Here is a 23,829-nt window from a genome sequence, read left to right as displayed (position 1 = left end):
GCGGGAACGTACATGAACATCGGCATCATCTCGGATACGCACGATAACGCCGAGGCGACCGAACGGGCGACCGAGATCTTTCAGGAGGAGGGCGTCGAAATCGTTCTCCACTGTGGCGACTTCGTCGCTCCGCTGATGGTCCCGTATTTCGAGACCTTCGAACTCCACGGGGTCCTCGGGAACAACGACGGCGACGTCGCGAACCTCCAGGCTGCGTTCGATTCACTCGGTAGTGAGAGTCAGCTTCACGGGCGGTTCGCCGACCTCGAGTTCGACGGGCTCTCGTTTGCAGCGCTCCACGGCGAGAGCAAAGCCGAAGTCGAGGCGGTCGCGGCCGGCGAGACGTACGATTTCGTCTGTTATGGCCATCACCACCAGCGCGAACACTCGGAAACGGGGCGGACGACCGTGCTCAACCCGGGTGCTCACTTTCTGACGAAGTCCGACGACGATCGAACCGTAGCAATCGTCGATACGCGCTCGGAGTCGGTGCGGTTCCGTTCGGTCCTCGAGTAACCGGTTCGATGGTCGCTCGAACGGTTCCGGTCGCGGCCGGTATCGCGGTTCACATGAACATCCGATCCTCCGGAAAGTGTCGACTCTCGGGCTCCGACTGCGAGTCGAGTGCCTCCATGCGATCCGCGAGCTCGCCGTAGTACCGCTGGAGCTCCGCGGATCGTTCGCGAAGCTGTTCGTCGTCGATTTCGAGCCCGTAGACGGTTTCCAGCACGTCCAGGTATCGAAGCGACGCCTCGAGGTCCGGTCCGGGCGGATGCGTCGGGGTAACGAACGCGCCCAGCGGTGGTGCCTCTCGCTCCAGACTGCGGGTTGTCAGTGCGCCCGCCACGCCGTCGAGCACGCCGCCGCTGACCGGCGACACGGTCGAGTCGGCGAGGCGGCGCTCCCTGTACTCCGGGGTGGCGACGGAGAAGACGTCGTGTTCGTCCGGCCCGTGTGGATACGGGACGCCGTGAAAGACGGCTACCTCGTCGATACCGGTCGAACCGACCCACTCGAGGATCCCGTCCACGAACGCGTCGGCCGCCCAGACCGGTACGAACAGTTCGCTGAGCAACACACAGCAGTCGGCCCGTGCCGACGCGTACACGCGCATCGGATGCCGCGGTTCGCCGTTTTCGACCGGGGTGATGTCCGGCAGGCCGTGGGACCGAACGTAACCGACTCGGTCGAACTCGTGGTGGGTGACGAGGTAGTCCGCGGCCGTGAGCCCCGCCAGTCCGACGTTCGCGAGGCCGACGAGCAGCGTTCCCTCGAGCGGGTCGTCGGTCGAGACGGACACGTCGTAGGTTGGCTCGGGTACCATGTCACGCGGTACGTTCGAACACGACTTATAACGGGAGCAGGCACAGTGTCTGACACCCTTCAGGAGTCGGCTCGTGGCGCTGTCACGACGGTGGCGAAGCGGTGGTCGAACCCGATCCCGACGGGTCACGACTGCCAAACGACCGCGTGTGTCGGTGCCACGGCCCATCCCGTGTCCGCGGACCAAGCGCTTAACCTCACCCAGCCAGTATCGAGCAGTATGCAGCACGTGAAGATTCCGCAGGACCGCATCGGCGTTCTCATCGGTGAAGGGGGCGAGACGATGCGCGAGATCGAGGCGGAAGCCGAAGTGCGACTCGATATCGACTCGGAGAACGGCTCCGTCGCCGTCGAGACCGTCGGCGATCCCGTGCTCGGCCTCAAAGGCCCCGAGATCGTTCGCGCAATCGGCCGCGGATTCGCGCCCGAGGACGCCCTGCGGCTGCTCGAGGACGACATGATGTTGTTCGACGTCGTCGACATCGACGCCGCTTCGCGCAACAAGACCGACATGAAACGCAAGAAGGGCCGGCTCATCGGCGAGGGCGGCCGGACCCGCGAACTGATGGAGGAGCTGACCGGTGCCGACGTCGTCATCTACGGCTCGACGCTTGGCATCATCGGCGCGCCACAGGAGGTCGACGCCGTTCGCAGCGCCGCCGAGATGCTGCTGGACGGTGCGCCCCACGGCGCGGTCTACTCCTTCCTCGAGGAGAAACACAACGAGATGAAACACAAGGGAATGGAGTACCACCGGTTCCCCGGCGGCCAGTCCTGACCCCGTCTCCTCGTCTCGATCTCGTCGGGTCGCTGATTCCGGCGACCGTCCTCGAGTGAGCCACCCCCCGAACCGCTTTTCCATCGATATCCGGACCCCGTTCGAATCCCCAGCGACGAGTCATCTACCCGCCGTTTCTCACGCTATGTTGGTATAAATACCCGAACGGTTGTCCGATCGAAAACGCACGACAGGGGCCACCTCGACTGTCCCTACCGATCCGATAGGGAAGGATTTATATAGAATAGCAATCAATCTTTCGAGTGACTATGGCTCAACAGCAGATGGGCAACCAGCCCCTTATCGTACTTTCGGAGGACAGCCAGCGAACCTCCGGAGAGGACGCGCAGTCGATGAACGTACAGGCCGGGAAGGCCGTCGCCGAATCGGTTCGGACGACGCTCGGCCCGAAGGGGATGGACAAGATGCTGGTCGACTCCTCGGGCAACGTCATCGTCACGAACGACGGCGTCACCCTGCTCTCGGAGATGGAGATCGACCATCCCGCGGCCGACATGATCGTCGAAGTCGCGGAGACCCAAGAAGAGGAAGTCGGTGACGGCACCACCAGCGCCGTCGTCGTCGCCGGGGAACTCCTCAGCCAGGCCGAGGACCTCCTGGATCAGGACATCCACGCGACCACCCTCGCTCAGGGGTACCGAGAGGCCGCCGAGGAAGCCACCGCGGCCCTCGAGGAGATCGCCATCGACGTCGACGAGGACGACACCGAAATCCTCGAGCAGATCGCCGCGACGGCGATGACCGGCAAGGGTGCGGAGAACGCCAAGGACCTGCTCTCGGAACTCATCGTCGAGGCCGTTCGCGCGGTCGCCGACGACGACGGCGTCGACACGGACAACATCAAAGTCGAGAAGGTCGTCGGCGGCTCCATCGAGAACTCCGAGCTCGTCGAAGGCGTCATCGTCGACAAGGAGCGCGTCTCCGAGAACATGCCGTACTTCGCCGAGGACGCCGACGTCGCGATCGTCAACGGCGATCTCGAGATCAAGGAGACCGAGATCGACGCCGAGGTCAACGTCACCGACCCGGACCAGCTCGAGCAGTTCCTCGAGCAGGAGGAGGCCCAGCTGCGCGAGATGGCCGAGCAGATCGCCGACGTCGGCGCTGACGTCGTCTTCGTCGACGGCGGGATCGACGACATGGCCCAGCACTACCTCGCACAGGAAGGCATCATCGCCGTCCGTCGCGTCAAATCCAGCGACCAGGCCCAGCTCGCTCGCGCGACCGGCGCGTCGCCCGTCTCGAGCGTCGACGACCTGACCGAGGAGGACCTCGGTGCCGCGGGTAGCGTCGCACAGAAGGAGATCGCCGGCGACCAGCGCATCTTCGTCGAGGACGTCGAGGACGCACGGGCCGTCACGCTGATCCTCCGCGGTGGCACCGAGCACGTCATCGACGAGATCGACCGCGCCGTCGAGGACTCGCTGGGCGTCGTCCGCACGACCCTCGAGGACGGCAAGGTGCTCGCCGGCGGCGGCGCGCCCGAGATCGACATTTCGCTCTCGCTTCGCGACTACGCCGACTCCGTGGGCGGCCGCGAACAGCTGGCCGTCGAGGCCTTCGCCGACGCGCTCGAGGTCATCCCGCGCACGCTGGCCGAGAACGCGGGACTCGATCCCATCGACTCGCTGGTCGAGCTGCGTAGCGCTCACGACGGCGGCGACACCGCTGCCGGACTGGACGCCTACACGGGCGACACCATCGACATGGACGCCGAAGGCGTCTACGAGCCGCTTCGTGTGAAGACCCAGGCGATCGAGTCCGCCACCGAGGCGGCCGTCATGCTGTTGCGCATCGACGACGTCATCGCCGCGGGCGACCTCGCGGTCTCCCACGACGACGACGACGAAGACATGCCCGCCGGCGGCCCCGGTGGCATGGGCGGCGGCATGGGCGGTATGGGCGGCGGCATGGGCGGCATGATGTAGGCGAGGTTCGGAACGAGCGAAGCGAGTGAGAACCTCGTAAATGCGAGCGGGGAGCGAATGCGACCCGCGAGCCAAACCGAAATTTAAGCGCCCCTCTCTCCCCGACGGGTCGGTCGTCGGCCCACTCGGGCCTGACGGCCCTCGCGGTGGGAGATGTCGTCGTTTCGACTGCCGTCTCTGCCGTTCCGAGTCGCCCCATCTTCTTTGCCGTTTCGTCGCCGCTCCCGAACTCGTTCCTCGTGGTTTTCTCGAGCGACTGCCGTCCGCGAACTCCCCTCACGAAACTATCATGTACGCGTACGAACGATAATCGGTCGTGACGAACGACACCGACAGAAAGCGAGACGTCGCGAACGCTTTCGGCGGGGCCGCGGACGGCTATCTGGAGGGGGACGTCCTCAAGCGGGGTGCGGACCTCGAGCGACTCGTCGACTGGTGTTCCGACGCGACGTGCGCACTCGACGTCGCAACTGGTGCGGGCCACGTCGCCGGTTCGCTGGCCGAGGCGGGCGTCTCGAGGGTGGTCGCGGCGGATCTCTCCCCGGAGATGGTCGCGACGGCGACGACCGAGTATGACGGGCTCGAGGGAGCCGTCGTCGACGCCGAGGGGCTCCCCGTCGCGACGGACAGCGTCGATGCGGTCACCTGCCGATTCGCGGCCCACCACTTTCCCGACCCCGAGGCGTTCCTCGCGGAGGTCGAGCGAGTGCTCGCACCGGGGGGCGTACTCGCCCTCGAGGACCTCTGCGTGCCGGCCGATCCGGAACTGGCGGCGTACGTGAATCGGATCGAACGGCTTCGAGATTCGAGTCACGTGGCGACCTACGCTCTGACACAGTGGCGCGACTGGTTCGCGGCGACGGGGCTGACGGTCGAGACGGTCCACGAGACGAGTCGCCGTCTCGAGGTCGACGCCTGGCTCGATCGGATGGACGTGTCGGCCGACGACCGCCGGCGGATCAGAGCGTTGCTGGCGGACGCGCCGACCGCCCTCGAGGATGCGTTCGAGTTCCGGTACGAACCTGCGGGGAACGGCGACGAGCGACTGGCGTCGTATCGGACCGGCGTCGTGTTGCTCCGGGTGACGGCCTGACCGTCACTGGTGCCGATCATCGTCGTTCGGTGGTATCGGACGGTATACCGAACGGTCCCGTCTCGCACACGCCCGTCGATTCACGACGAACTAAGTACGAGCCCGCAATATTCGCGGATATGAACACGCTTCTGTTGGACAGCGACGATGTCGACGAGTTCGCGCGACTGTCCGAGGTCATCGACGCGGTCGAGCGGGCCTTCGGGGCCTTCGAGCGCGGCGACACGCAAATGCCGGCGAAGTCCTACATCGACCTGCCCCAGTACAACGGCGACTTCCGGTCGATGCCCGCCTATCTCGAGACCGACGAGTGGGACGCCGCCGGACTGAAGTGGGTCAACGTCCACCCGGACAACCCCGAGGATCACGACCTGCCGACGGTCCTGGGGACGATGATCTACTCCGACCCCGAGACCGCGTTCCCGCTGGCGATCATGGACGGGACGACGCTCACCATGAAACGCACCGGCGCGGCCGCGGCCGTCGCCACCGACTACCTCGCCGTCGACGACGCCTCGAGTCTGGGCATCGTCGGGGCCGGCGTCCAGTCGTACATGCAACTCGAGGCGATCAGCGAGGTCCGACCGATCGAGGAGGTCGTCGTCTCCGACCCCGACGAGGAACGCGTCGAGCGCTTCGTCGACAGCTACGGGGACCGGTTCGACGTTCGCGCGGGGTCGATTTCCGAGGCGGGCCACTGTGATATCCTCTCGACCGTGACCCCAGTCGAAGAGCCGATCGTGGGACTCGAGGACGTGGGCGAACGGACACACGTCAACGCGATCGGGGCCGACGCGGCGGGGAAACACGAGTTGAGCGACGACCTACTGCAGGCAGCGCGGATCGTCATCGACGACCACGAGCAGTGTACCCACTCCGGCGAGATCAACGTGCCCTACGGCGAGGGGGTCCTAACCGACGCGGACATCCACGGGGAGATCGGCGAACTCGTCGTCGGTGCGAAGGACGGCCGGACCGCCGACACTGGCCTCACGGTCTTCGATTCGACCGGGCTCGCGATTCAGGACGTTGCGGCCGCACGAGTCGTCTACGAGACCGCCCGCGAGAACGACGCCGGCTACGACTTCGGGATGATCGAGACGGGCCAGTAGGCAGTCCGTTCGCAGCCGTCGAACCGACGACGCGACTCGACCGGCCGATTCTCGACCGTTAATCGTCGACCTCGGTCGCGCGGGGCTGTTCGCCGGCGTCGCGTCCGAACGCCGTCTCGCGGAGGTCGGCCTCGATCGCCTCGAGCGAGCGTCCCTTCGTCTCGGGCACGAGCCGATAACAGAAGAGCAACGCGAGCACCGAGAGCGCGCCGTACAGCCAGAACGTTCCCGTCTGGCCGACGACGTCGATCAGTCGGAGGAAGGTCAGCGACACGAGCAGGTTGCCGGCCCAGTTGACGACGGTGACGACGCCCATCGCCGTCCCGCGGATCTCCATCGGGTAGATCTCGGAGATCAGCAGCCAGAAGACCGGTCCGAGCCCGATCGCGAAGAACGCGACGTACAGCATCAGGCTCCCGGTCGCGATCCAGCCGATCGCGCCCGAGAGGCCGGGCAGGTAGAACGCGACCCCGAGGACGGCGAGCATGACGGTCATCCCGGCCAATCCCGAGAGCAACAGCGGTCGGCGTCCGGTGCGGTCGATCAACAGCACCGCGACGACGGTCATGACGACGTTGACGACGCCGATACCGACGGTCGCGAGGATCGAGGCGGTGTCCGCGAAGCCGGTCGACTCGAGGATCGTCGGCGCGTAGTACATGACCGTGTTGATGCCGGTCACCTGCTGGAACGCCGCCAGGCCGACGCCGACGATCAGCATCGGCCGCACCCACGGCTCGAAGAGGTCGCGGAGCGTCCCGGATTCGGTGCGGACCGTCTCTTTGATCTCGCGCAGTTCGTCTTCGACCCGCGTCTCGACGCGGGTCCTGGCGAGCACCTCGCGAGCGTCGCTCTCACGGCCGTGCTCGTAGAGCCAGCGGGGGCTCTCGGGCATGAACAACATGCCGACGAACAGGACCGCGGCGGGGACCATGCCGAGGCCGAGCATCCAGCGCCACTCGCCGCCGGCGGCGAACGCGAAGTTCACGAGGTACGCGATGAGGATGCCGCTCGTGATCGTCAACTGATTCAGCGAAACCAGCGATCCGCGGATCTTCGGCGGTGAGATCTCCGAGATGTACAGCGGACCGACGACCGAGGCGAAGCCCACGCCGATCCCGTCAACGATTCGACCGAGGATCAGTATCTCGACGGTCGGCGCGATCGCCATGATGAGCGACCCGACGAAGAAGACGACGGCACCCACGAGGATGAGTCGTCGTCGACCGAGTCGATCCGCGAGTCGGCCGCCCAGCGCCGCCCCGATGATCGCGCCGATCATCGCCCCGCTGACGATGATCCCCTCGACTAGCGAGGCGTTCATCGAATACCCGAACACGGCCGTCAGTTCGAACGTGTTTCGAATGTACAACATCGCGCCGGAGATGACGCCAGTGTCGAACCCGAACAGTAACCCGTTGAGCGCGGCCAACGCCGCGACGACGTAGATGAACGAATTCCGGTCGTTGTCGGTCAATTCTGCATTTTCAATTGACATTTGTCTTGTGTGTAAAAGTTGTTTCACTCCATAGTTAACAAATCCAACGATGCGTGCTTCTATAGTGATAGGGGAGTCGATACCCCTGTTACACGCGCTCTCTCGGCGGTTCGAACGGCGATCGGTGGCCCCGGAACCGGGGATGCTATAGTAGCCACTGAAAGTCATTGCACACCTGATCGCACGACAGCATTGCGATCAGTATGTAAATCGTTTCAGTTGCTACTATAGTAGCCACTGCCCGCCACTGCACACCCGATCGAACGACGCGAGCGCGGTTCGGCGCGAACGACGCGAGCGAGAACCGCGGACTATGCGATCGTGTGTACTCCGTTTCAGTTGGCCCCCTCGGACCGTCCCGACTGAGCACTCGATCAGGTTCCGATTCGTCGGGGAATCGCGCCCGTCATCGACAACTCGTCGGCGTAGTGGACGATCGGGTCGCCGGTCGGCGTCGGCAGGTCGTTGGCCTCGAGCATCGTGTTCTCGTAGATCGTCACGTCGGCCGGCTGGAGCGGCCACGGATCGTGTGCGATCTCGCCGGTCAGCACACCGGCGGCTTCCGACGCGTAGAACCGGCGTCGCGCCGTGAGCCAGTATTCGAGGGTCCCCGGATCGGCGGTGAATACCTGACCGTTCGGGCGATAGGTCGCAACGAATCGAGCGGGTTCAGGTTCACCCTCCCGCCGCTCGCTTTCGAAGGCGACGTGGTTTTCCTCGGTGGCGCTGACCCGCATCCGGGCGTGGCAGACGGGCAGCCGAGTCGTCCGGCGGACGGTCGCCGCGACCAGCGAGTTCCCGATATCGATACTGAAGAAAAACAGGCCGGGATCGCCCCGATAGCGGACGTACGTCCGGACGTTGAGTTCGGGGAAGGCCAGCCGCGTTATCGACGGCGTCCCGCGGAATCCGACGTTCGTGAGCACGAACGGGAGCACGCTCACCCAGGCGCGGCCGTCTCGCGTCTCGAGGCTCACCTGCTCCGGGACGTGCGGGCGGAGATCGTCGGGGTCGACCGGCCAGTGGGCGAATAGCCCGTCGCGCCAGGTCATCGAAGCGACGTGTGGTGTTTTCGGCGACGACTCGTCCGCGAAAGGCCATCGAAAGGGGTCCGTCCGTTGTGTGTTCATCCTCGAAGCCAACAGTTGCTGTCCCGTCCCTACGACGGACCGGCGTATAAAACAGATCGCCTGCTGTCAGATCCGATGGTGGTTCGGCCGCGTCGCCGTCAGTCGGCCGGCTCGACCGCGGCGTCGTCCGACTGCTCGAGGGCGACGCCGTCCGATCCGCCCTCACCTGCGCCGCCCGATTTGATCTCCCCGATGATCTGGTCGGTGGCACTGGTCGCCCGGAGCACCAGCAGACAGAACCCGGTCCGCGTGAGGAAGTCGATGTAGCTCCCGATGAAGATCCCACTGAAGGCGTCGAGTAGTCCAAAGCCCTGCCGCGACATGAGGCCGATGACGAGGTACGCTCCGAACAGTATCAACAGCAGGTTCCGGAGCTTGCCGTAGAGCAGGACGCGCTCGCCGCTTTTCTCGCCGGAGCGTCGCGTGATCGGCCAGATCAACATGTAGGCGAGCACACCGAGCAGGACGAAATTGGCGACGTTGGCCACGTACACCGTCGGCTCCGTGAGGAAGTAGCCGGCGAGCGTGGCACCCGTCCAGCCGACCATGACGACGTTGAGCGCGACCAACTGTCGACGTGATGCACCGGCAACGATGCCCGCGATGGTAACCATCAGCGGGCCCGTGAGGAAGTAGTCGACGTACCGACTCGTCTGAATCGGTTGCTCCGTCGGCGTCGTCACCTGGTAGAACTCGATCGACATGCCGAAGTACGCCAGCGACAGGATCCCACAGAGGACCGGAATCGGGAGGTAGTAGCGCCGCTTCCCCTTTGGAAACCGGCTCGCCCAGAGCAGGAAGAACACGGTTGCCGCTGCCATCACGTAACACGTGATCCGATAGAGTCGGAGTTCGGATATCATCGGGACTCACCTCCGTGCCCCGCGATGGTTGCAGTCGAATCGATCCTATTCGAGACGGTGAACTCGTCGACGGCGTCCGCGAGTTCGGCCGCCCGCTCGTCGAGTCGCGTCGCCTCCGCGGAAACGTCGGTAATCGTCGCGGTCGTCTCCTCGGCGGCCGCCGCGGCCTGCTGGGCTTGCGACGTCGTCTCGTTGGCGACGCTTGCGACGTCCTGGACGATCGTCGCGAGCTCCTCGGCGGAACTGGCCTGCTCGTCGGTCGCCTGATCGATCTCCTGGACGCCAGTGGTCACCTGTTCGATCTCCATGGCGATCCGGTCGAGCTTGTTCGAGAGGGAGTCGACCCGTTCGGTCGCCGATCCGATCGTCGATTCGGCCTCCTCGATCTGCGTTGCACTTTTCGTCGCTCGCTGCTGTATCGATTCGATCATGATTTCGACGTCTTCGACTGCGGCCTGGGTCTGTTCTGCGAGTTCCTTGACCTCGTCGGCGACGGCCTGGAAGCCGCCGCTCTCGCTCGAGGCGCTCTCGGAGCGGGCCGACTCGATGGCCGCGTTCAACGCCAGCATGTTAGTCTGGCCGGCGATTTCGTCGATCAGTTCGACGATGTCCTGGATCTGTTCGGCCTCTTCGTCCAGCGACCGGATCGTCTCGGCGACGGCTTCCGTTCGGTCGCTGGCCGCGTGCATCTCGGCGGTCGTCTCCTCGGCGGCGTACTGGCCCTCCGTCGCCAGTTCGTCGACCTGCCCTGACTGATCGGCGATGGTACTCGTGGCCGCAGCGACCTCCTCGACGGTCGCGGACATCTCCTTGACCTCGGTCGTCGCGACCGCCAGGTCCTCGGCCTGTTTCGAGGAGCCGTCCGAGATCTCCTGGACCGACGTGCTGACCTCCTCGCTGGCCCGCCGAATCTCGTCGGAACTGGTCTGGACCTCGGTACTCGTTCGGGCGACCTCCGCCGAGATCGTCTTGACCTGTGCGACTGCCTGCTCCAGATCGGCGATCATCTCGTTGAACGCCTCGGCGATCGACACCATCGCCTCGTGGTCCGTCTCGGGGTCGAGGCGTCCCTCGAGGTCGCCGTCGGCACACGCCGCCATGACCTCGCTGTAGCGTTCCGCCTCGGCCTCGAGCTCTCGGTTGCGTTCTTCGGTCCGTTGCTGGGCCTCGCGGGCGCGTTCGCGCTGGTCCTCGAGGTCGGATAAGGTCTCCTTCAGCGAGTCCCGCATCGACGCGAACGAGTCGTAGAGGATTCCGACCTCGTCGACCCGATCGGTCTCGAGGTCGACCTCGAGGTCGCCCGCTCCCATCCGTTCGGCTTTGCTGCCGAGCCGACGGAGGTACAGCGAGGTGTTCCCGCCGAGAATCACGCCGACGAGTCCGAGATGGAGGACGAAGACGAAGAGTACTGCCAACAGTGCGGAGGTCGCGGTCTTCTGTGGACCGTAGACGGACGCTGCGGTGTCGTAGGTCGTGACCGTCAGCGATGCGTCGCCCACGTCGATCGATGCCGCCGTCGCCGCAAACTCGGTCTCGGAACCGTCGGGGGTGCCAGTGACGACGTCGCTTCCCTCCGGCGAGAGCGCGCCGAGGACGGCTTCGTCGCCGGCTGCCGGCTCCTCGCCGACTGTCGCGATCGTCTCGCCGTCGCCGTTCGTGACGACGGTCCGCCCCCCCGTCTCGAGGGCCGTCGCGAACGCGTCGGTGGGCGCGGAGACGGCGACGTATCGCTGGTCCTCGCCCGCCACGCTCGTGACGAACGAGAGGACGGATTCGTTGGTCGCCACTCCCTCGTGGGGGGCACTGGGGCCGTTAGTGGGACCCTGAACGTCGGCCGTCTCGAAGAAATTCCGGCCGACAGCACCGTCCGCGCTGCTCGCGAGTACCTCGCCGTCGCCGTCGACGTAGTGTATCTCGGCGACTCGATCCCCGCGAGTGGACTGTGCCGTCTCGAGTCGCTGGCCGATCTCGCCGTCGGTTCCCGTCCGAACGGTCGCGTCCGTTGCGAGGCCGTTCGCCGTTTCGACGTTCGTCTCGAGCCACCCGGCCGCAACGTCGCTGCGGTCGTCCGTCCGGTCGCTGAAGTGTTCTTCGGCCGCCGGACCGATGGAGCCAGTGACGTGGCCGAAAAAGAGCGCGGAGACGAGGATCGTCATCACGACGACCAACACGAAAATGAGCCCGATTTTTGTACTGTACGTTTCTCTGATTCGATCGGGGAGATAGTCCTCGAGTGCCATATTGTCACACAGGTTATTCGAGCAGCGCGCCGCTGCCCGGTGTCTTCCTTACCACTGTTCACCCATCCCCATTGAATGTATCGGTCGGATTGATTGTCCCGAGGTGCGATCAGTCGAGACCTCGCACGGACGCGGGTTAGAGGGGGATTGAACGGCATCCATCTCGAGACAGAATGTGTATGGTAAACGTGAATTCAGTTTCAAGAAGATTATGTCCGTAGAAGTCCTGTATCTTCCCTTAGTAGTCGAAGAGGAATATCAATAGCGTCTATAGTTGAATTTACGGAATCTCTCCGGGTACCGACAGTCATCCGGTTTGTTGTCCGTCAGCGACGGTGTCCCCCAAGACGGCGCGGTTACATTGGTAAACCGGTACGGTAGATCGTATCATACGGCCGAACCGGCGCAACCGCACGGTGGTTTCCGGTTGCGCCGGCACTGACGGACAGGAGTCCGTATCAGTCGTCGATTTCGATCGCCGGTCGACCGGGTTCGGCGTTTTTCAGGGTTGCGTCGTCGGCTTCCTCGGACCCAACGACGCGAACCGGGGCCTCGAACTCGCGTTCGATCAGCCAGGCGGCCGACTCGAGTGCCGCACGCTCGTCGTCCGGATCGAGCGTCATCGAGAGCGCTTCCCGTTCGGCCTGGAGGTCCTGGCCGTAGTCGGCCGCGGCGTCGCCCACCTCGCGAATGTGTGCATGCCCCATGAGCTCGCCGATCAGGTTGTCGGCGTCGCTTTCGATCGCGATCTCGAGGGCGTCGTACTTCCACTCGGGGGCGATGACGACGTCGATCGCCTTCGGATCTTCGATCCCGGCGACCTCGACGATGTCGCGGATGTCCTCGCGGGTGTTCTCGACCAGTCGACGGCGTTTGGCGACGTGGTCACGGTCGACCTCGGCGGTTGGCCACGCGGCCTCCGCGACGAGCCCGTCGCCGCCCAGCTCGTCGTACAACTCCTCGGTGAGGTGCGGTGCGACCGGCGCGAGCAGCCGAACGACGGCCGACAGCCCGCGCTCGTAGGTCTCGGCGTGGGGTTCGGTGTAGTCCGAATACTGCCGGAGCGTCCGCACCAGATCCTGCGTCTCGCGCAGCGCCTTGTTGAACGTCAGGTCGTCGTACTCCCCGCTGGCGATGGCGATCGTCGCGTCGATCTCCGCGTCGACGTAGCTGGCGATCGCGTCGTCGTCGCCCTCGGGCGCCTCGGCCGCGAACTCCTCGACCATCTCCTTGAGCCGTGTGAGGAAGGCGTAGGTCGACTGCACTCCTTCCTCGCTCCAGTCGAAAGCCGTGTCCGGCTGTGCAGCCTGCATTATGAATAGGCGTGCGGTGTCGGCTCCATACTCCTCGACGATCCGCTGGGGCGAGACGACGTTGCCCTTCGACTTGGACATCTTCTCGCCCTCGAGTTGTACCATCCCCTGTGCCAGCAGGTTCTCGAAGGGTTCGCGGTGCTCGAGACCCTCGTGGTCGGCCAGCACCTTGGTGAAGAATCGGGAGTACAGCAGGTGCATCACGGCGTGTTCGATGCCGCCGACGTACTGATCGACGGGCATCCAGTCGTTTGCCTGCTCGCGGTCGAAGGGGGCGTCCACGAGGTCGGGAGAGACGTACCGCAGGAAGTACCACGAGGAGTCGACGAAGGTGTCCATCGTGTCGGTCTCGCGGGTCGCGTCGGCTCCACACTCCGGACAACTCGTCTGCTTCCACTCCTCGGCGGCGTCGAGCGGGTTGCCGGTCGTGTTGATGAACTCGGGGAGTTCGACCGGCAGGTCGTCCTCGGGAACCATCACGGGGCCACAGTCGTCGCAGTGGACGACCGGGATCGGCGTCCCCCAGTAGCGCTGTCGGGAGATCCCCCAGTCGCGCAGCTGGTACTGTTTCGCCTCCTCGGCGCTGTCGATCCCTTCGGTCAACCGCTCGCGTGCGGTCTCGCTGTCCAGACCCGAGTACTCCCCGGAGTTGATCAGCACGCCGTCCTCGGTGAACGCCGCTTCCTCGATGTCGGGGGCCTCGGGCTCCTCGCCGTCCTCGGGTTCGGGGGCGATGACGGGGACGATGTCCAGCCCCTTCTTCTCCGCGAAGGCGTGGTCGCGCTCGTCGTGGCCGGGGACGGCCATCAGTGCGCCGGTCCCGACGTCCGAGAGGACGAAGTCCGCGACGTAGACCGGGATCTCCTCGCCGGTGACGGGGTTGGTCGCGGTCAGGTCGGTCTCGACGCCGTTGGGTTCGTCGCCGTCGGGATCGGCCTCCTCCTCGACGAAGCGGCGGACGTCCTCGTCCTCCTCGGCGAGTTCCTCGCTGATCGGGTGGTCGGGCGCGAGCGCGAAGAAGGTCGCACCGTAGATGGTGTCGACGCGGGTGGTGAACGCTTCGACCGGTCCGTGCCCCTCGATTTCGAAGTCCAATTCGGTCCCGAACTGCCGGCCGATCCAGTTGCGCTGCATCTGGCGCACGGAGTTTGGCCACCCCTCGAGGTCGTCGATCGCTTCCAGCAACTCGTCGGCGTACTCGGTGATCTTCAGGAACCACTGCTCGAGTTCGCGCTGTTCGACGGGCGTGTCACAGCGCCAGCACAGTTCCGCCTCGCCTTCGACCTGTTCGTCGGCGAGGACGGTCTCGCAGTGGGGACACCAGTTGACGTCGGCGTCGCGTCGTTCGACCAGTCCCTCCTCGTGGAACCGGGAGAAGAGCCATTGGTTCCACTGGTAGTAGTCGGGCGTGCAGGTCGTGACCTCCCGCTCCCAGTCGTAGCCAAAGCCCATCGCCTCCATCTGGTCCGTCATCGTCTCGATGCAGTCGAACGTCCAGTCGCGGGGGTTCGTATCGCGCTCTTTGGCCGCGTTCTCCGCGGGGAGGCCGAAAGCATCCCACCCCATCGGATGGAGGACGTCGTCGCCGTGCATCCGACGGTAGCGGGCGTACGCGTCCGTGATCGTGTAATTACGGACGTGACCCATGTGGAGCTTGCCTGATGGATACGGGTACATCCCCAGGACGTACGTCGGATCCTCGACGTCGTCCGGCGTCCGGTAGACGTCCGCTTCGTCCCACGCCGCTTGCCAGCGCCGTTCGACCGTCGCGTGGTCGTATCCCGCGTCACTCATTTGCTTATATACGTCTAGGGTGAGACGCCGCCCTATACCTTTCCATACACTATAGTAACCACTGCAAGTCGATGCACACCCGATCGCACGACAGCTATGCGACCGGTGTGTAAATTTACTATCGCCCGCCGAGCCGCGATCGAGTCTCGCGATCACCGCTCGAGCGCGACGCGCTCGCCGACTGAGCCGGCTCGAGTGGGGAGTCGAGCACCGAACCGCCGGAATACCGATCGGCGTCACCGGACCGACGAGTCGCTGGTGGGACTCTTCGAGTCGAGAGCCGGCGGATCCGGTCCGACGGTGCCGGGAAGCGAGGTGTTTTATTCTCGGCTCGTCCCATCAGAGTCATGGTAGCAGACGACACTGTCTTCGTCACGGGAGCGAGCCAGGGACTCGGCCGCGAAATCGCCGTCGCGTTCGCCGACGAGGGTGCGAACGTCGCGCTCGCGGCCCGGAGCGACGGGATCGACGAGACCGCGGCGCTGATCGACGCACCCGACCGAACGCTGACGGTCGAGACCGACGTGACCGATTCGGACTCGGTGGCCGACGCGATCGACGAAACGGTCGCGACCTTCGGCGGGCTGGACTGTCTCGTCAACAACGCCGGCATCGCCGGCCCCACCGCGCCGATCGAGGAGACCGGGGACGGCGAGTGGCTCGAGACGCTGGACGTCAACGTCGTCGGGATCGCTCGAACCACGAGAGAAGCGGCTCCATACCTTCGCGACGGGGCGGACGGAAGTATCGTCAACATCTCGTCGATCGGCGGCAAGCGGCCCTACGCCAACCGGACGCCCTACGCGGCCTCGAAGATGGGTGTCATCGGACTCACTCGCGCGCTGGCCGCCGAGTTCGGCGACGACGGCGTGACGGTCAACGCGATCTGCCCCGGCCCGGTCGAGGGCGATCGGATTCGGAACGTCTTCGAGAAGCAGGCCGAGGAGGCCGGCGTCCCCGTCGAGGCGATCGAGGGGGAGATCCTCGAGACGCTCATGATCGACGAACTGGTCCCGCCCGAGGAAGTCGCCGAACTCGCGGTCCACCTCGCGGATTCGGACTCGCGTCACGTGACGGGACAGGATATCAACGTCTCGTCGGGCGGGGCGTGGTACTGAGCGGCTGCTCCAACCGGCGACTCGAGCGGCGTTCCCGACCGCGTTCGTCACTCGAGGTCGATTCCCGTCTCGGCGAGTAGCGACCGGAACGCGTCTTCCTCGAGGATCGGCACGTCGTTGTCCCGTGCGTCCGCCTGTTTCGTCGCCCCAGGGTTCGTGCCGGCCACGAGGAAGTCCGTGTTGCCCGAGACGCTGCTCGTCGCGTTCGCGCCGTGTGCTTCGACGAGTTCCTGCGCCTCGTCTCTGGTCAGTTCGTCGAGCGAGCCGGTAAAGACGAAGGTCGTCCCCGCGAGTTCGTCACCGGTGGCGGCCGTCTCGACCGTCCGTGGGGAGACGTGCTCGAGCACGCCGTCCACGACCGCGGCGTTGGCCTCGCTCGCGAAGAACTCGTGGATCGTTTCCGCGACCGTCTCGCCGACGTCGTCGACGCCCTCGAGTCGCACGGGGTCCGTTTCGGCGGCCTCGCGGAACGCCTCGAAACTGCCACACTCGCGGGCGAGTTCGCGTGCCGTCGTGGGGCCGACGAGCGGGATGCCAAGCGCCGAGATGAAATCGGCAAGCGGCGGCTCGCGGCTGTCTTCGATCTCCTCGAGCAGGTTTTCGGCGCTTTGCTCGCCCCATCCCTCGAGTGCCAGTAGCGCCGCTCGCTCGAGGTCGTACAGATCCGCGACGGACTCGAGCAGGCCGGCGTCGACGAGCTGCCGGACGCTCTTCTCGCCCAGTCCCTCGAGGTCGAGGCCGTCGTCGCCCGCGTAGTACTCGATCGATCGCCGGAGCTGGGCGTCACAGCCCAGCCCGCCGGTACAGAAAGCCATGGGGCCGTCGCGCTCGACGGGACTGTCACAGACGGGGCAGCGGTCGGGGAGTTCGTAGTGGCCCTCGCTGCCCTTCTCGACGACCTCCTCGACGTAGGGGATCACGTCGCCGGCGCGCTGGACGCGAACGGTGTCACCGACGTTGACGTTCTTCGCGGCGATCTCCTCGGGGTTGTGCAGGCTCGCCCGCGACACGGTGACGCCGCCGACGTCGACGGGCTCGAGCAGTGCGACGGGCGTCAGCCGCCCCGTCCGGCCGACCTGTACCGCCACGTCGGCGATGGTCGTCACCTCGGCGCGGGCCGGGAACTTGTAGGCGAACGCCCAGCGGTCGTGGCGCGCCGTTCGCCCGAGTTCCTCGCGTGCGTCTCGGGAGTCGACCTTGATGACGACGCCGTCGATCTCGTAGTCCAGGTCGTCGCGGGCCTCGAGCAGGCGGTCGCGGTAGTCGATCGCGCCGTCGATGTCGTCGACTACCTCGACGCGATCGTTCGTCCGAAGCCCGAACTCGGGGAGGCGCTCGAGTTCCGCGCGGTGGGTGTCCTCGAGCTCGCTTGCCTCGAGGACGTCGAAGAAGAAGACCGCGAGCGGGCGCTCGGCGACGACCGAGGGGTCGAGTTGGCGGATGGTCCCGGCGGTGGCGTTTCGGGGGTTGGCGAAGGGCTCCTCGCCGCGCTCGATGCGCTCGCGGTTGTGTGCCTGAAACCCGTCCTTCGGCATGTAGACCTCGCCCCGCATCGCGAGGAACTCGGGATAGTCGCCGTGGAGGTGCTGTGGGACGGACCCGATCGTTCGCGCGTTGCGGGTCACGTCGTCCCCCTCGTGGCCGTCGCCGCGGGTGACCGCACGCTCGAGACGACCCTCGTCGTAGACGAACTCCATCGAGACGCCGTCGAACTTGGGTTCGCAGACGTATCGGACGTCGCCCACCGCTCGACGCACGCGCTCGTCGAACTCGCGGACGTCCGTTTCGGCCCCGCTGTTGTCGATCGAGAGCATCGGCGCGACGTGTTCGACCGTGTCGAACTCCTCGAGTGGCTCGCCGCCGACGCGCCGCGTCGGGCTGTCCGGATGCGCGAGCTCGAACTCCCGCTCGAGCTCCTCTAGCCTGGCGAAGAGCGCGTCGTAGGTCCGATCGGCGATCACGGGATCGCTCTCGGCGTAGTACCGGCGGTCGTGTTCGCGGATGGCCTCGCGTAGCTGTTCGACTCGTTGCCTGGCGTCGCCTTCCGAGAGCTCCGCGACCGGCTCGAAGTCGGTCGGCGGATTTCGGAGGTAGGGGTTGTCTTCGTCCGCGTTCTCGTCGGCAAAGGACATCGCTGTTGCTCAAGGATAGCCCCTCGCAGCCGTTAACGTTACTGAAGCGCTCGATCGGCCGGTCCGGACCGCGTCCCGATTGCCTTCCGGGCGACGACGGGCCGGCACTGACCGACGGGAGCCCGTCTCACTGCATTCGCAGCAACTGTGCGTGCAGGGTCGCCCCGACCTCGAGGACGTTCGCCTCGTCGACGAAGCCCGCTTCGACGGCGAGTTCGACGGCGCGGGTACCGACGATGTTGGCGACGGACGCCTGTGCGAGGCTGTCGATCACCGCGCTCTCGTCGACCGCGTCGCCGCCGTAGAACTCCTCGGTGACCGTCAGGGAGAGTTCGCCCTCCTCGAACGTTTCGCCGAGAACGTCCTCGTCACAGACGGCGACAAGCAATCCCTCCGGCGTCTCCCGTTCGTTGACGATCATCCGATCACTCGAGTTCCCACTCGCGGTCGTCTTCCTCCTCCTCGTCGCCGACGCCGAGATCGGCGACGCCGAGGTCGTCCAGCCCAACGCCGCCCCCTCGCTGGGGCGACTGGCGGTTCGCGCCGCGACCACCGAGCCCCCCTCCGGCACCGCCCGGTCGGCCTCCTGCACCGCCGCGTCCAGCACCCTGACCGCCGCCCTGTCCGAACAGCTCCTCGCGGTCGTCCATCATCTCCTGTTCGGCCTGTTCGCGCATCTGGTTTGCCTCGTCGGCGATCTCCTCGGCCTGGTCGAACTCGCCGAGTTCCTCGAGGATCTCGGCTTTCGTCTCGAGCACCTTGGCGTTGCGCAGGCCCAGCCGGATGGCGTTGTCGACGCAGTTGAGCGCCTCCTCGGCCAGTCCCCGCTCCGAGAGGAAAAAGGCGCGGTTGAACCAGCCCGCGGCGAAGCGCTCGTCGATCTCGATGGCGCGTTCGGCGTGCTCGAGTGCCTCGCTCGTCTCGCCGAACTCCCAGAGCGCGTACGCGAGGTTCGTCTCGGCCGTGGCGGCGTGTTCGCTCTCCTCGTCGATCCGCAGGGCCTCGCGGTGGGCCCCGATCGCCTCGTCGTACTCCTCGAGTTCGGCGTGGGCGACGCCCTTGTTCACCCACGCCTCCTGTGCGAGCTTGTCGTCCTCGGCGAAGCGGGCGGTCCGCTCGAAGGCGTCGGTGGCCTGTTCGTAGCGGTTGATCTGCATGTAGTTCAGGCCGACGTCGAGCAGGTCGCTCGCGTCGACGTCGTCCTGATCGATGTTGTGCTTGTCGAGCGTGTCGGTGACGACGCGGGAGTCGACGGGGTCGACCTTCGAGGGGTCGACGCCGAGCTCCGGCGGGTCCAGATCGAACTCCTCGTAGGGATCGCCAAAGCCCTCCCCCTCGGAGAACTGGTGGTCGCGGTCGTCGTCTCGGTCAGTCATTGTCAGAAGTTGGCGGTGACGACTGTTAAGGGCTGCGACCCAGGTAGCGGCGGCGTTGGATCGGCGTTCGACCCCCGCTTCTCAGACCCGCTGGCCGAGACGACTGGTGATCCCCCGAAGGGACTGTGTCACCTCGGCCGGGTGTGGCAATCCGAGCCGGTATCGGAGCCGGTCTTGCCCTTTGAACGGCTCGAACACCGCGGGCTCTGTGAGTTCCCAGAGTTCCGCACGGCCTCGAGCGCCGTGTCGATCGAAGATCGCGTTCGCCGCTCGACGCCCGGCCTCGTTGGCCGACTCCATCGAAGCCAGATCGGAGTTCGTTCGGACGTAGTCGCTCGCCAGCGTGAGGTTCCGGACGCCCACGTCGGCCGGCGGCCGGTTCCGAAGCGATCCCACGGTGTTGATCAACAGCGGCGATCGGTTCTCGACTCCAGTATCCGCTTCGACGATCGACGGATCGAGGAACCAGTCGACCAGCATGTCGTCCCGCAGCCGCTGGGTGGGCCCGTTCAGGTGGGTCTTCAGCTGCGCCCAGATCTCCTCGGCGATCTCCTCGCGCGTACACGCCCTCGCCGGTTTTTCGTGGTAGATTCCCGGCGTGTCCCAGTCGGAGGCGATCACCGACAGGACGCCCTCGACCTCGTCGGGGCCACGACCCTCGAGATCGTAGCCCGTCCAGAACTGGCGCTGGGAGATCGAGGTCAGCGCCCACGGGGCGTCCGCGTAGACCTGGTGGCCCCGCGTCAGTTCGACGTCCTCGGTGAGGTAGAACTGGATCCCGTTCATCCAGGCGGTATCGAGCCGGTCGATCCGTCCCAGTGCCGGCGCGGCCCGTCGCAGTTCCGGCGTGACGAACTTCGGGGCGACCTCGACCGGAACGGCCAGGACGAACTCGTCGGCCGTAACCGTCCCTCCGTCCGCCAGTTGGGCACCGGTGACGCGCCGCCCGTCGAACTCGAGGCCCCGTGCAGGGGTGTTCGGCCGGAACTCGACGCCCAGCGTCTCGAGGTGGCGGACCCACGGATCGATCCAGGCCTCGTTCGTCGGGGCGTTGAGCACCCGCTCGGTCGGCTCGGTCGGATCGAGCTGGCCGAACAGCAACTGCAGGTAGATGGTGCCGACGGTCCTGGCGCTACCGACCTGGGGTCGGAGCGCGACGAGCGCCTGCGTCGCGTACGCGAGGCGGTCGCGAAACTCCGCCGAGCGGTTCTCGGCATCGATGAATTCCCACCAGGAGACGTCGTCGAGTTCCTCCTCGCGTCGATCCTCGCAGGCGGTCAGCAGGTACAGCAACCGCTCGAGTAGGAAGCGCACGTCCTCGCGGGGCAGGTCCTCGGCGAAAGCGGGTCGAAGCGCCTCGAGCCAGCCACGCAGCGAGTCGGGCGTGCGCGTCTCGGCGATCCGGCCCGAATCCGTGGTACTCGCGATCAGCGTCGCTTCGGTCTCGACGAGATTGCCTTCGACGGTGCCGGCACCGTCGGGGATCCGTGCCATCGTGTCGACGACGTGTCTGTAAAACGCCGGGAAGAACCGGAAGCCGTGCTCGCCGTGAAGCGCCGCCGGGTCGTCCGCGATCGGCATCGATCGCGCCTTCCCGCCGAAGCGATCGTTCGCCTCGAAGACGGTCACGTCGTACCCGCGCTCGGCGAGTTCGTGGGCCGCCGTGAGACCGCCGATCCCGCCACCGAGTACGGCAACATCAGTCATTAGCGTCCCTGGGGCATCGATCGACATAACGGGCGTCCCTAACTACGAATCCCTCGAGACGGAGCCCGTCGTTGCCGGCCCCGCCACCGTCACTATTGAGTACGGCGGCCACGATGGCTCGGGTATGCGGCTGTTCGTCAGCGTCGACCTCCCCGGCGATCTCGCCGACCCGGTCGCCGACCTGCAAGCCGAGTTCGCCGACGCGAGCGGGCTCGATTTCACCGAGCCCGAGCAGGCCCATATCACGATGAAGTTCCTCGGGGACGTTCGAAAGAGCAACGCTCTTTCGAGCCAATCAGAATCGCAAAACGATTCTGATGACGTCAACGAGGAGCGGCTACCCGCCCTCGAGCGTGCACTCGAGGCCGCGGTCGACGATGCCGACGTCGATCCGTTCCCCGTCAGATACGGCGGCCTGGGCGTCTTTCCGAGCCTCGAGTACATCAGCGTCGTCTGGCTGGGGGTCGAGCGGGGCGGCGACGAACTCACTCGGCTCCACGAGGCCATCGAGGACCGAACGACGGCGATGGGTTTCGACGCCGAGGACCACGATTTCACTCCCCACGTCACGCTCGCGCGGATGAACCACGCCGGCGGGAAGGAACTGGTCCAGGACCTCGTACGGGAGCGCGAGCCGACGATCGGCGAGGCTCGCGTCGACGAAATCCGGCTGACCGAGAGCACGCTCACGGACGACGGGCCGGTTTATTCGACGGTCGAATCGTTCCCACTGTAGGCGACGGCGACGATCGGATCCGGCAGCGCAGCCCTCGCCCCTGCAAGATGGACAAGATTTTAAGCCACCGCGGGCTACGTCCGGCTACTATGGGTAAAAAATCGAAGGGCAAGAAGAAGCGACTTGCCAAACTCGAGAACCAGAACAGCCGCGTCCCGGCATGGGTCATGATGAAGACTGACATGGAAGTCCAGCGCAACCCCAAGCGACGCAACTGGCGGCGCAACGACACTGACGAGTAACGATGAGTGCAAGTGACTTCGAGGAACGTGTCGTCACCGTTCCGCTGCGCGACGTCAAGAAAGGAGCCAACCACGAGGCCGCCGACTACGCGATGCGACTGGTCCGCGAACACCTCGCGAAACACTTCGCAGTCGACGAGGAGGCCATCCGACTCGATCCCTCGATCAACGAGAAAGTCTGGTCGAACGGCCGCTCGAACCCGCCACGAAAGCTGCGCGTTCGCGCAGCCCGCTTCGACGAGGAGGGCGACGCCGTCGTCGAAGCCGAGGTCGCCGACTAAACTTGCAACGCCTCGCCTTCGCCGGGTCGGCCTACGTCGGCGTCTTCGCCCGTGCGACCGACTCGTGCGTACTCGTTCGCCACGACGTCGACGACGACGTTGCTGCCGACCTGACCGACGAACTCGAGGTCCCGACGATCCGGACGACCGTCGGCGGGTCCTCGACGGTCGGCGCGCTAGCGACGGGTAACGAAAACGGATTGCTCGTCAGCTCCCGCGCCCTCGAGTACGAACGCGAGACGCTCGAGGAGACGGTCGATCTCCCGGTCGCGGAACTACCGGGCAGTATCAACGCTGCCGGTAACGTCGTCCTCGCGAACGATTACGGGGCCTACGTCCATCCGGACCTGCCCCGCGAGGCGGTTCAGATCGTCAAAGACACGCTCGAGGTCCCCGTCCAACGCGGCGACCTCGCGGGCGTCCGGACCGTCGGGACGGCCGCCGTGGCGACGAACACCGGCGTGCTCTGCCACCCGAAGGCGACCGACGAGGAACTCGACGCGCTCGAGGACGCCCTGGACGTTCGGGCCGACGTCGGCACGGTCAACTACGGCGCACCGCTGGTCGGCTCGGGTCTGATCGCTAACGAAGCCGGCTACGTCGTCGGCGAGGAGACGACCGGGCCCGAACTGGGCCGGATCGAGGACGCGCTCGGCTATCTCGACTGAGGGGCCCTTCGAGGCCCACGTTCCTTTTCCGTCATCCTCGATCGAACTCGTGGATTCGAGTTCGATCGCGTCTCACTGACGTTCGAACCGATGTAACACGACATCGCTGTCGTCGTCCCACTCGAAGTTCTCGTGGGCGCGCTCGAGCAGCCGTCGGTACCCCTCGAGGTCCTCCATCCCTTCGGCCCGGGCATCCTCGTCGGTGAGGTCCCCGAGCGTGCGCTCGCGGACGTCGGTCACCTCGAAGGTCGCGTCCTCGATCGTGAACGTATCCCCTTCCGCGGCGTACTGGTGGCCGCGGTGGATCTGCGTGACCTCGCCCTCGAGGGCCTGGGTTTGCATTCGCTCGCTGGGCAACAGTTCGCCGGGATCGAGTTCGCTCATGGGAGCGGGTTGGGTCCGGCGGAGTAAAATCCTTCACCCTCCACTCGGTGGGTGATTCGAGGGTGACAGCACGTCTCGTCGCCCGTCCCGTC

At 65.8% G+C, this 23,829-nt stretch carries 21 protein-coding genes; 10 read left to right on the top strand and 11 right to left on the bottom strand.

Annotated elements, in window-relative coordinates:
* The first annotated feature begins 12 nt into the window (after positions 1–12).
* Entirely contained in the window at positions 13–516 is a 504-nt protein-coding gene (locus tag CP557_RS15385) for a metallophosphoesterase family protein (RefSeq protein ID WP_097380718.1), read from the top strand.
* 49 nt (positions 517–565) lie between these two features.
* Here the strand turns inward: CP557_RS15385 and CP557_RS15380 are convergent, their stop codons facing one another.
* A complete protein-coding gene (locus CP557_RS15380) occupies positions 566–1,324 on the bottom strand; it encodes a proteasome assembly chaperone family protein (protein ID WP_097380717.1) in 759 nt (252 codons plus the stop codon).
* A 219-nt stretch (positions 1,325–1,543) separates the two neighbouring features.
* Here CP557_RS15380 and CP557_RS15375 point away from each other — a divergent pair, with 219 nt between their 5' ends.
* The 4 genes from CP557_RS15375 to CP557_RS15360 all read left to right on the top strand — a co-directional run bounded on the left by CP557_RS15375 (position 1,544) and on the right by CP557_RS15360 (position 6,255).
* Complete coding sequence (locus CP557_RS15375) at positions 1,544–2,101, top strand: KH domain-containing protein (RefSeq protein WP_097380716.1); 558 nt, start codon at positions 1,544–1,546, stop codon at positions 2,099–2,101.
* Positions 2,102–2,385: 284 nt separating this feature from the next.
* Entirely contained in the window at positions 2,386–4,050 is a 1,665-nt protein-coding gene (gene thsA / locus CP557_RS15370; protein ID WP_097380715.1) for a thermosome subunit alpha, read from the top strand.
* Between the two features lie 316 nt (positions 4,051–4,366).
* Entirely contained in the window at positions 4,367–5,143 is a 777-nt protein-coding gene (locus tag CP557_RS15365; protein WP_097380714.1) for a class I SAM-dependent methyltransferase, read from the top strand.
* Between the two features lie 119 nt (positions 5,144–5,262).
* Positions 5,263–6,255, top strand: a complete 993-nt coding sequence (locus CP557_RS15360) for an ornithine cyclodeaminase family protein (RefSeq protein ID WP_097380713.1) — start codon at positions 5,263–5,265, stop codon at positions 6,253–6,255.
* Positions 6,256–6,313: 58 nt separating this feature from the next.
* Here CP557_RS15360 and CP557_RS15355 read toward each other — a convergent pair whose 3' ends face one another.
* The 5 genes from CP557_RS15355 to leuS all read right to left on the bottom strand — a co-directional run bounded on the left by CP557_RS15355 (position 6,314) and on the right by leuS (position 15,093).
* Entirely contained in the window at positions 6,314–7,753 is a 1,440-nt protein-coding gene (locus tag CP557_RS15355; protein ID WP_097380712.1) for a sugar porter family MFS transporter, read from the bottom strand.
* Between the two features lie 374 nt (positions 7,754–8,127).
* Entirely contained in the window at positions 8,128–8,883 is a 756-nt protein-coding gene (locus tag CP557_RS15345; RefSeq protein ID WP_097380710.1) for a YqjF family protein, read from the bottom strand.
* 98 nt (positions 8,884–8,981) lie between these two features.
* Entirely contained in the window at positions 8,982–9,746 is a 765-nt protein-coding gene (locus tag CP557_RS15340; RefSeq protein WP_097380709.1) for a bacteriorhodopsin, read from the bottom strand.
* Positions 9,743–11,986 (bottom strand): methyl-accepting chemotaxis protein, encoded by a 2,244-nt coding sequence (locus CP557_RS15335; protein ID WP_097380708.1) that lies wholly within the window; start codon positions 11,984–11,986, stop codon positions 9,743–9,745. The genes CP557_RS15340 and CP557_RS15335 overlap by 4 nt, the downstream gene beginning before the upstream one ends.
* A 458-nt stretch (positions 11,987–12,444) precedes the next feature.
* Positions 12,445–15,093: a leucine--tRNA ligase gene (gene leuS, locus CP557_RS15330; protein ID WP_097380707.1), complete on the bottom strand. Its 2,649-nt coding sequence runs from the start codon at positions 15,091–15,093 to the stop codon at positions 12,445–12,447.
* Positions 15,094–15,440: 347 nt separating this feature from the next.
* Between leuS and CP557_RS15325 the strand changes: the two genes are divergently transcribed.
* Entirely contained in the window at positions 15,441–16,211 is a 771-nt protein-coding gene (locus tag CP557_RS15325; protein ID WP_097380706.1) for an SDR family NAD(P)-dependent oxidoreductase, read from the top strand.
* Positions 16,212–16,258: 47 nt separating this feature from the next.
* On the opposite strand, the gene ligA is transcribed toward CP557_RS15325, so the two are convergent.
* The 4 genes from ligA to CP557_RS15305 all read right to left on the bottom strand — a co-directional run bounded on the left by ligA (position 16,259) and on the right by CP557_RS15305 (position 21,426).
* Complete coding sequence (gene ligA / locus CP557_RS15320; RefSeq protein WP_097380705.1) at positions 16,259–18,343, bottom strand: NAD-dependent DNA ligase LigA; 2,085 nt, start codon at positions 18,341–18,343, stop codon at positions 16,259–16,261.
* Positions 18,344–18,470: 127 nt separating this feature from the next.
* Positions 18,471–18,764, bottom strand: a complete 294-nt coding sequence (locus CP557_RS15315; protein ID WP_097380704.1) for a DUF424 domain-containing protein — start codon at positions 18,762–18,764, stop codon at positions 18,471–18,473.
* A 4-nt stretch (positions 18,765–18,768) separates the two neighbouring features.
* Positions 18,769–19,719 (bottom strand): tetratricopeptide repeat protein, encoded by a 951-nt coding sequence (locus tag CP557_RS15310; protein ID WP_097380703.1) that lies wholly within the window; start codon positions 19,717–19,719, stop codon positions 18,769–18,771.
* Between the two features lie 81 nt (positions 19,720–19,800).
* Entirely contained in the window at positions 19,801–21,426 is a 1,626-nt protein-coding gene (locus CP557_RS15305) for a hydroxysqualene dehydroxylase (protein ID WP_097380702.1), read from the bottom strand.
* Positions 21,427–21,550: 124 nt separating this feature from the next.
* Here CP557_RS15305 and thpR point away from each other — a divergent pair, with 124 nt between their 5' ends.
* From thpR to CP557_RS15285, 4 genes are all read left to right on the top strand, one after another.
* Positions 21,551–22,162 (top strand): RNA 2',3'-cyclic phosphodiesterase, encoded by a 612-nt coding sequence (gene thpR, locus CP557_RS15300; RefSeq protein ID WP_097380701.1) that lies wholly within the window; start codon positions 21,551–21,553, stop codon positions 22,160–22,162.
* 89 nt (positions 22,163–22,251) lie between these two features.
* Positions 22,252–22,404 (top strand): 50S ribosomal protein L39e, encoded by a 153-nt coding sequence (locus CP557_RS15295; RefSeq protein ID WP_004267621.1) that lies wholly within the window; start codon positions 22,252–22,254, stop codon positions 22,402–22,404.
* A gap of 2 nt (positions 22,405–22,406) precedes the next feature.
* Positions 22,407–22,685: a 50S ribosomal protein L31e gene (locus tag CP557_RS15290; RefSeq protein WP_097380700.1), complete on the top strand. Its 279-nt coding sequence runs from the start codon at positions 22,407–22,409 to the stop codon at positions 22,683–22,685.
* 2 nt (positions 22,686–22,687) lie between these two features.
* The gene (locus CP557_RS15285) at positions 22,688–23,353 is read left to right on the top strand and encodes a translation initiation factor IF-6 (protein WP_097380699.1); all 666 of its coding nucleotides are present in this window, start codon (positions 22,688–22,690) and stop codon (positions 23,351–23,353) included.
* A 72-nt stretch (positions 23,354–23,425) separates the two neighbouring features.
* Here the strand turns inward: CP557_RS15285 and CP557_RS15280 are convergent, their stop codons facing one another.
* Positions 23,426–23,737: an ASCH domain-containing protein gene (locus tag CP557_RS15280; RefSeq protein WP_097380698.1), complete on the bottom strand. Its 312-nt coding sequence runs from the start codon at positions 23,735–23,737 to the stop codon at positions 23,426–23,428.
* Positions 23,738–23,829 lie beyond the last annotated feature (92 nt).

Origin of the sequence: Natrinema ejinorense (genome assembly GCF_002494345.1) — an archaeon.
In the GTDB taxonomy this organism is placed as follows: domain Archaea; phylum Halobacteriota; class Halobacteria; order Halobacteriales; family Natrialbaceae; genus Natrinema; species Natrinema longum.
The sequence above is the reverse complement of the archived record's forward strand: the minus strand, read 5'-3'. Positions and strand labels throughout refer to the sequence as shown.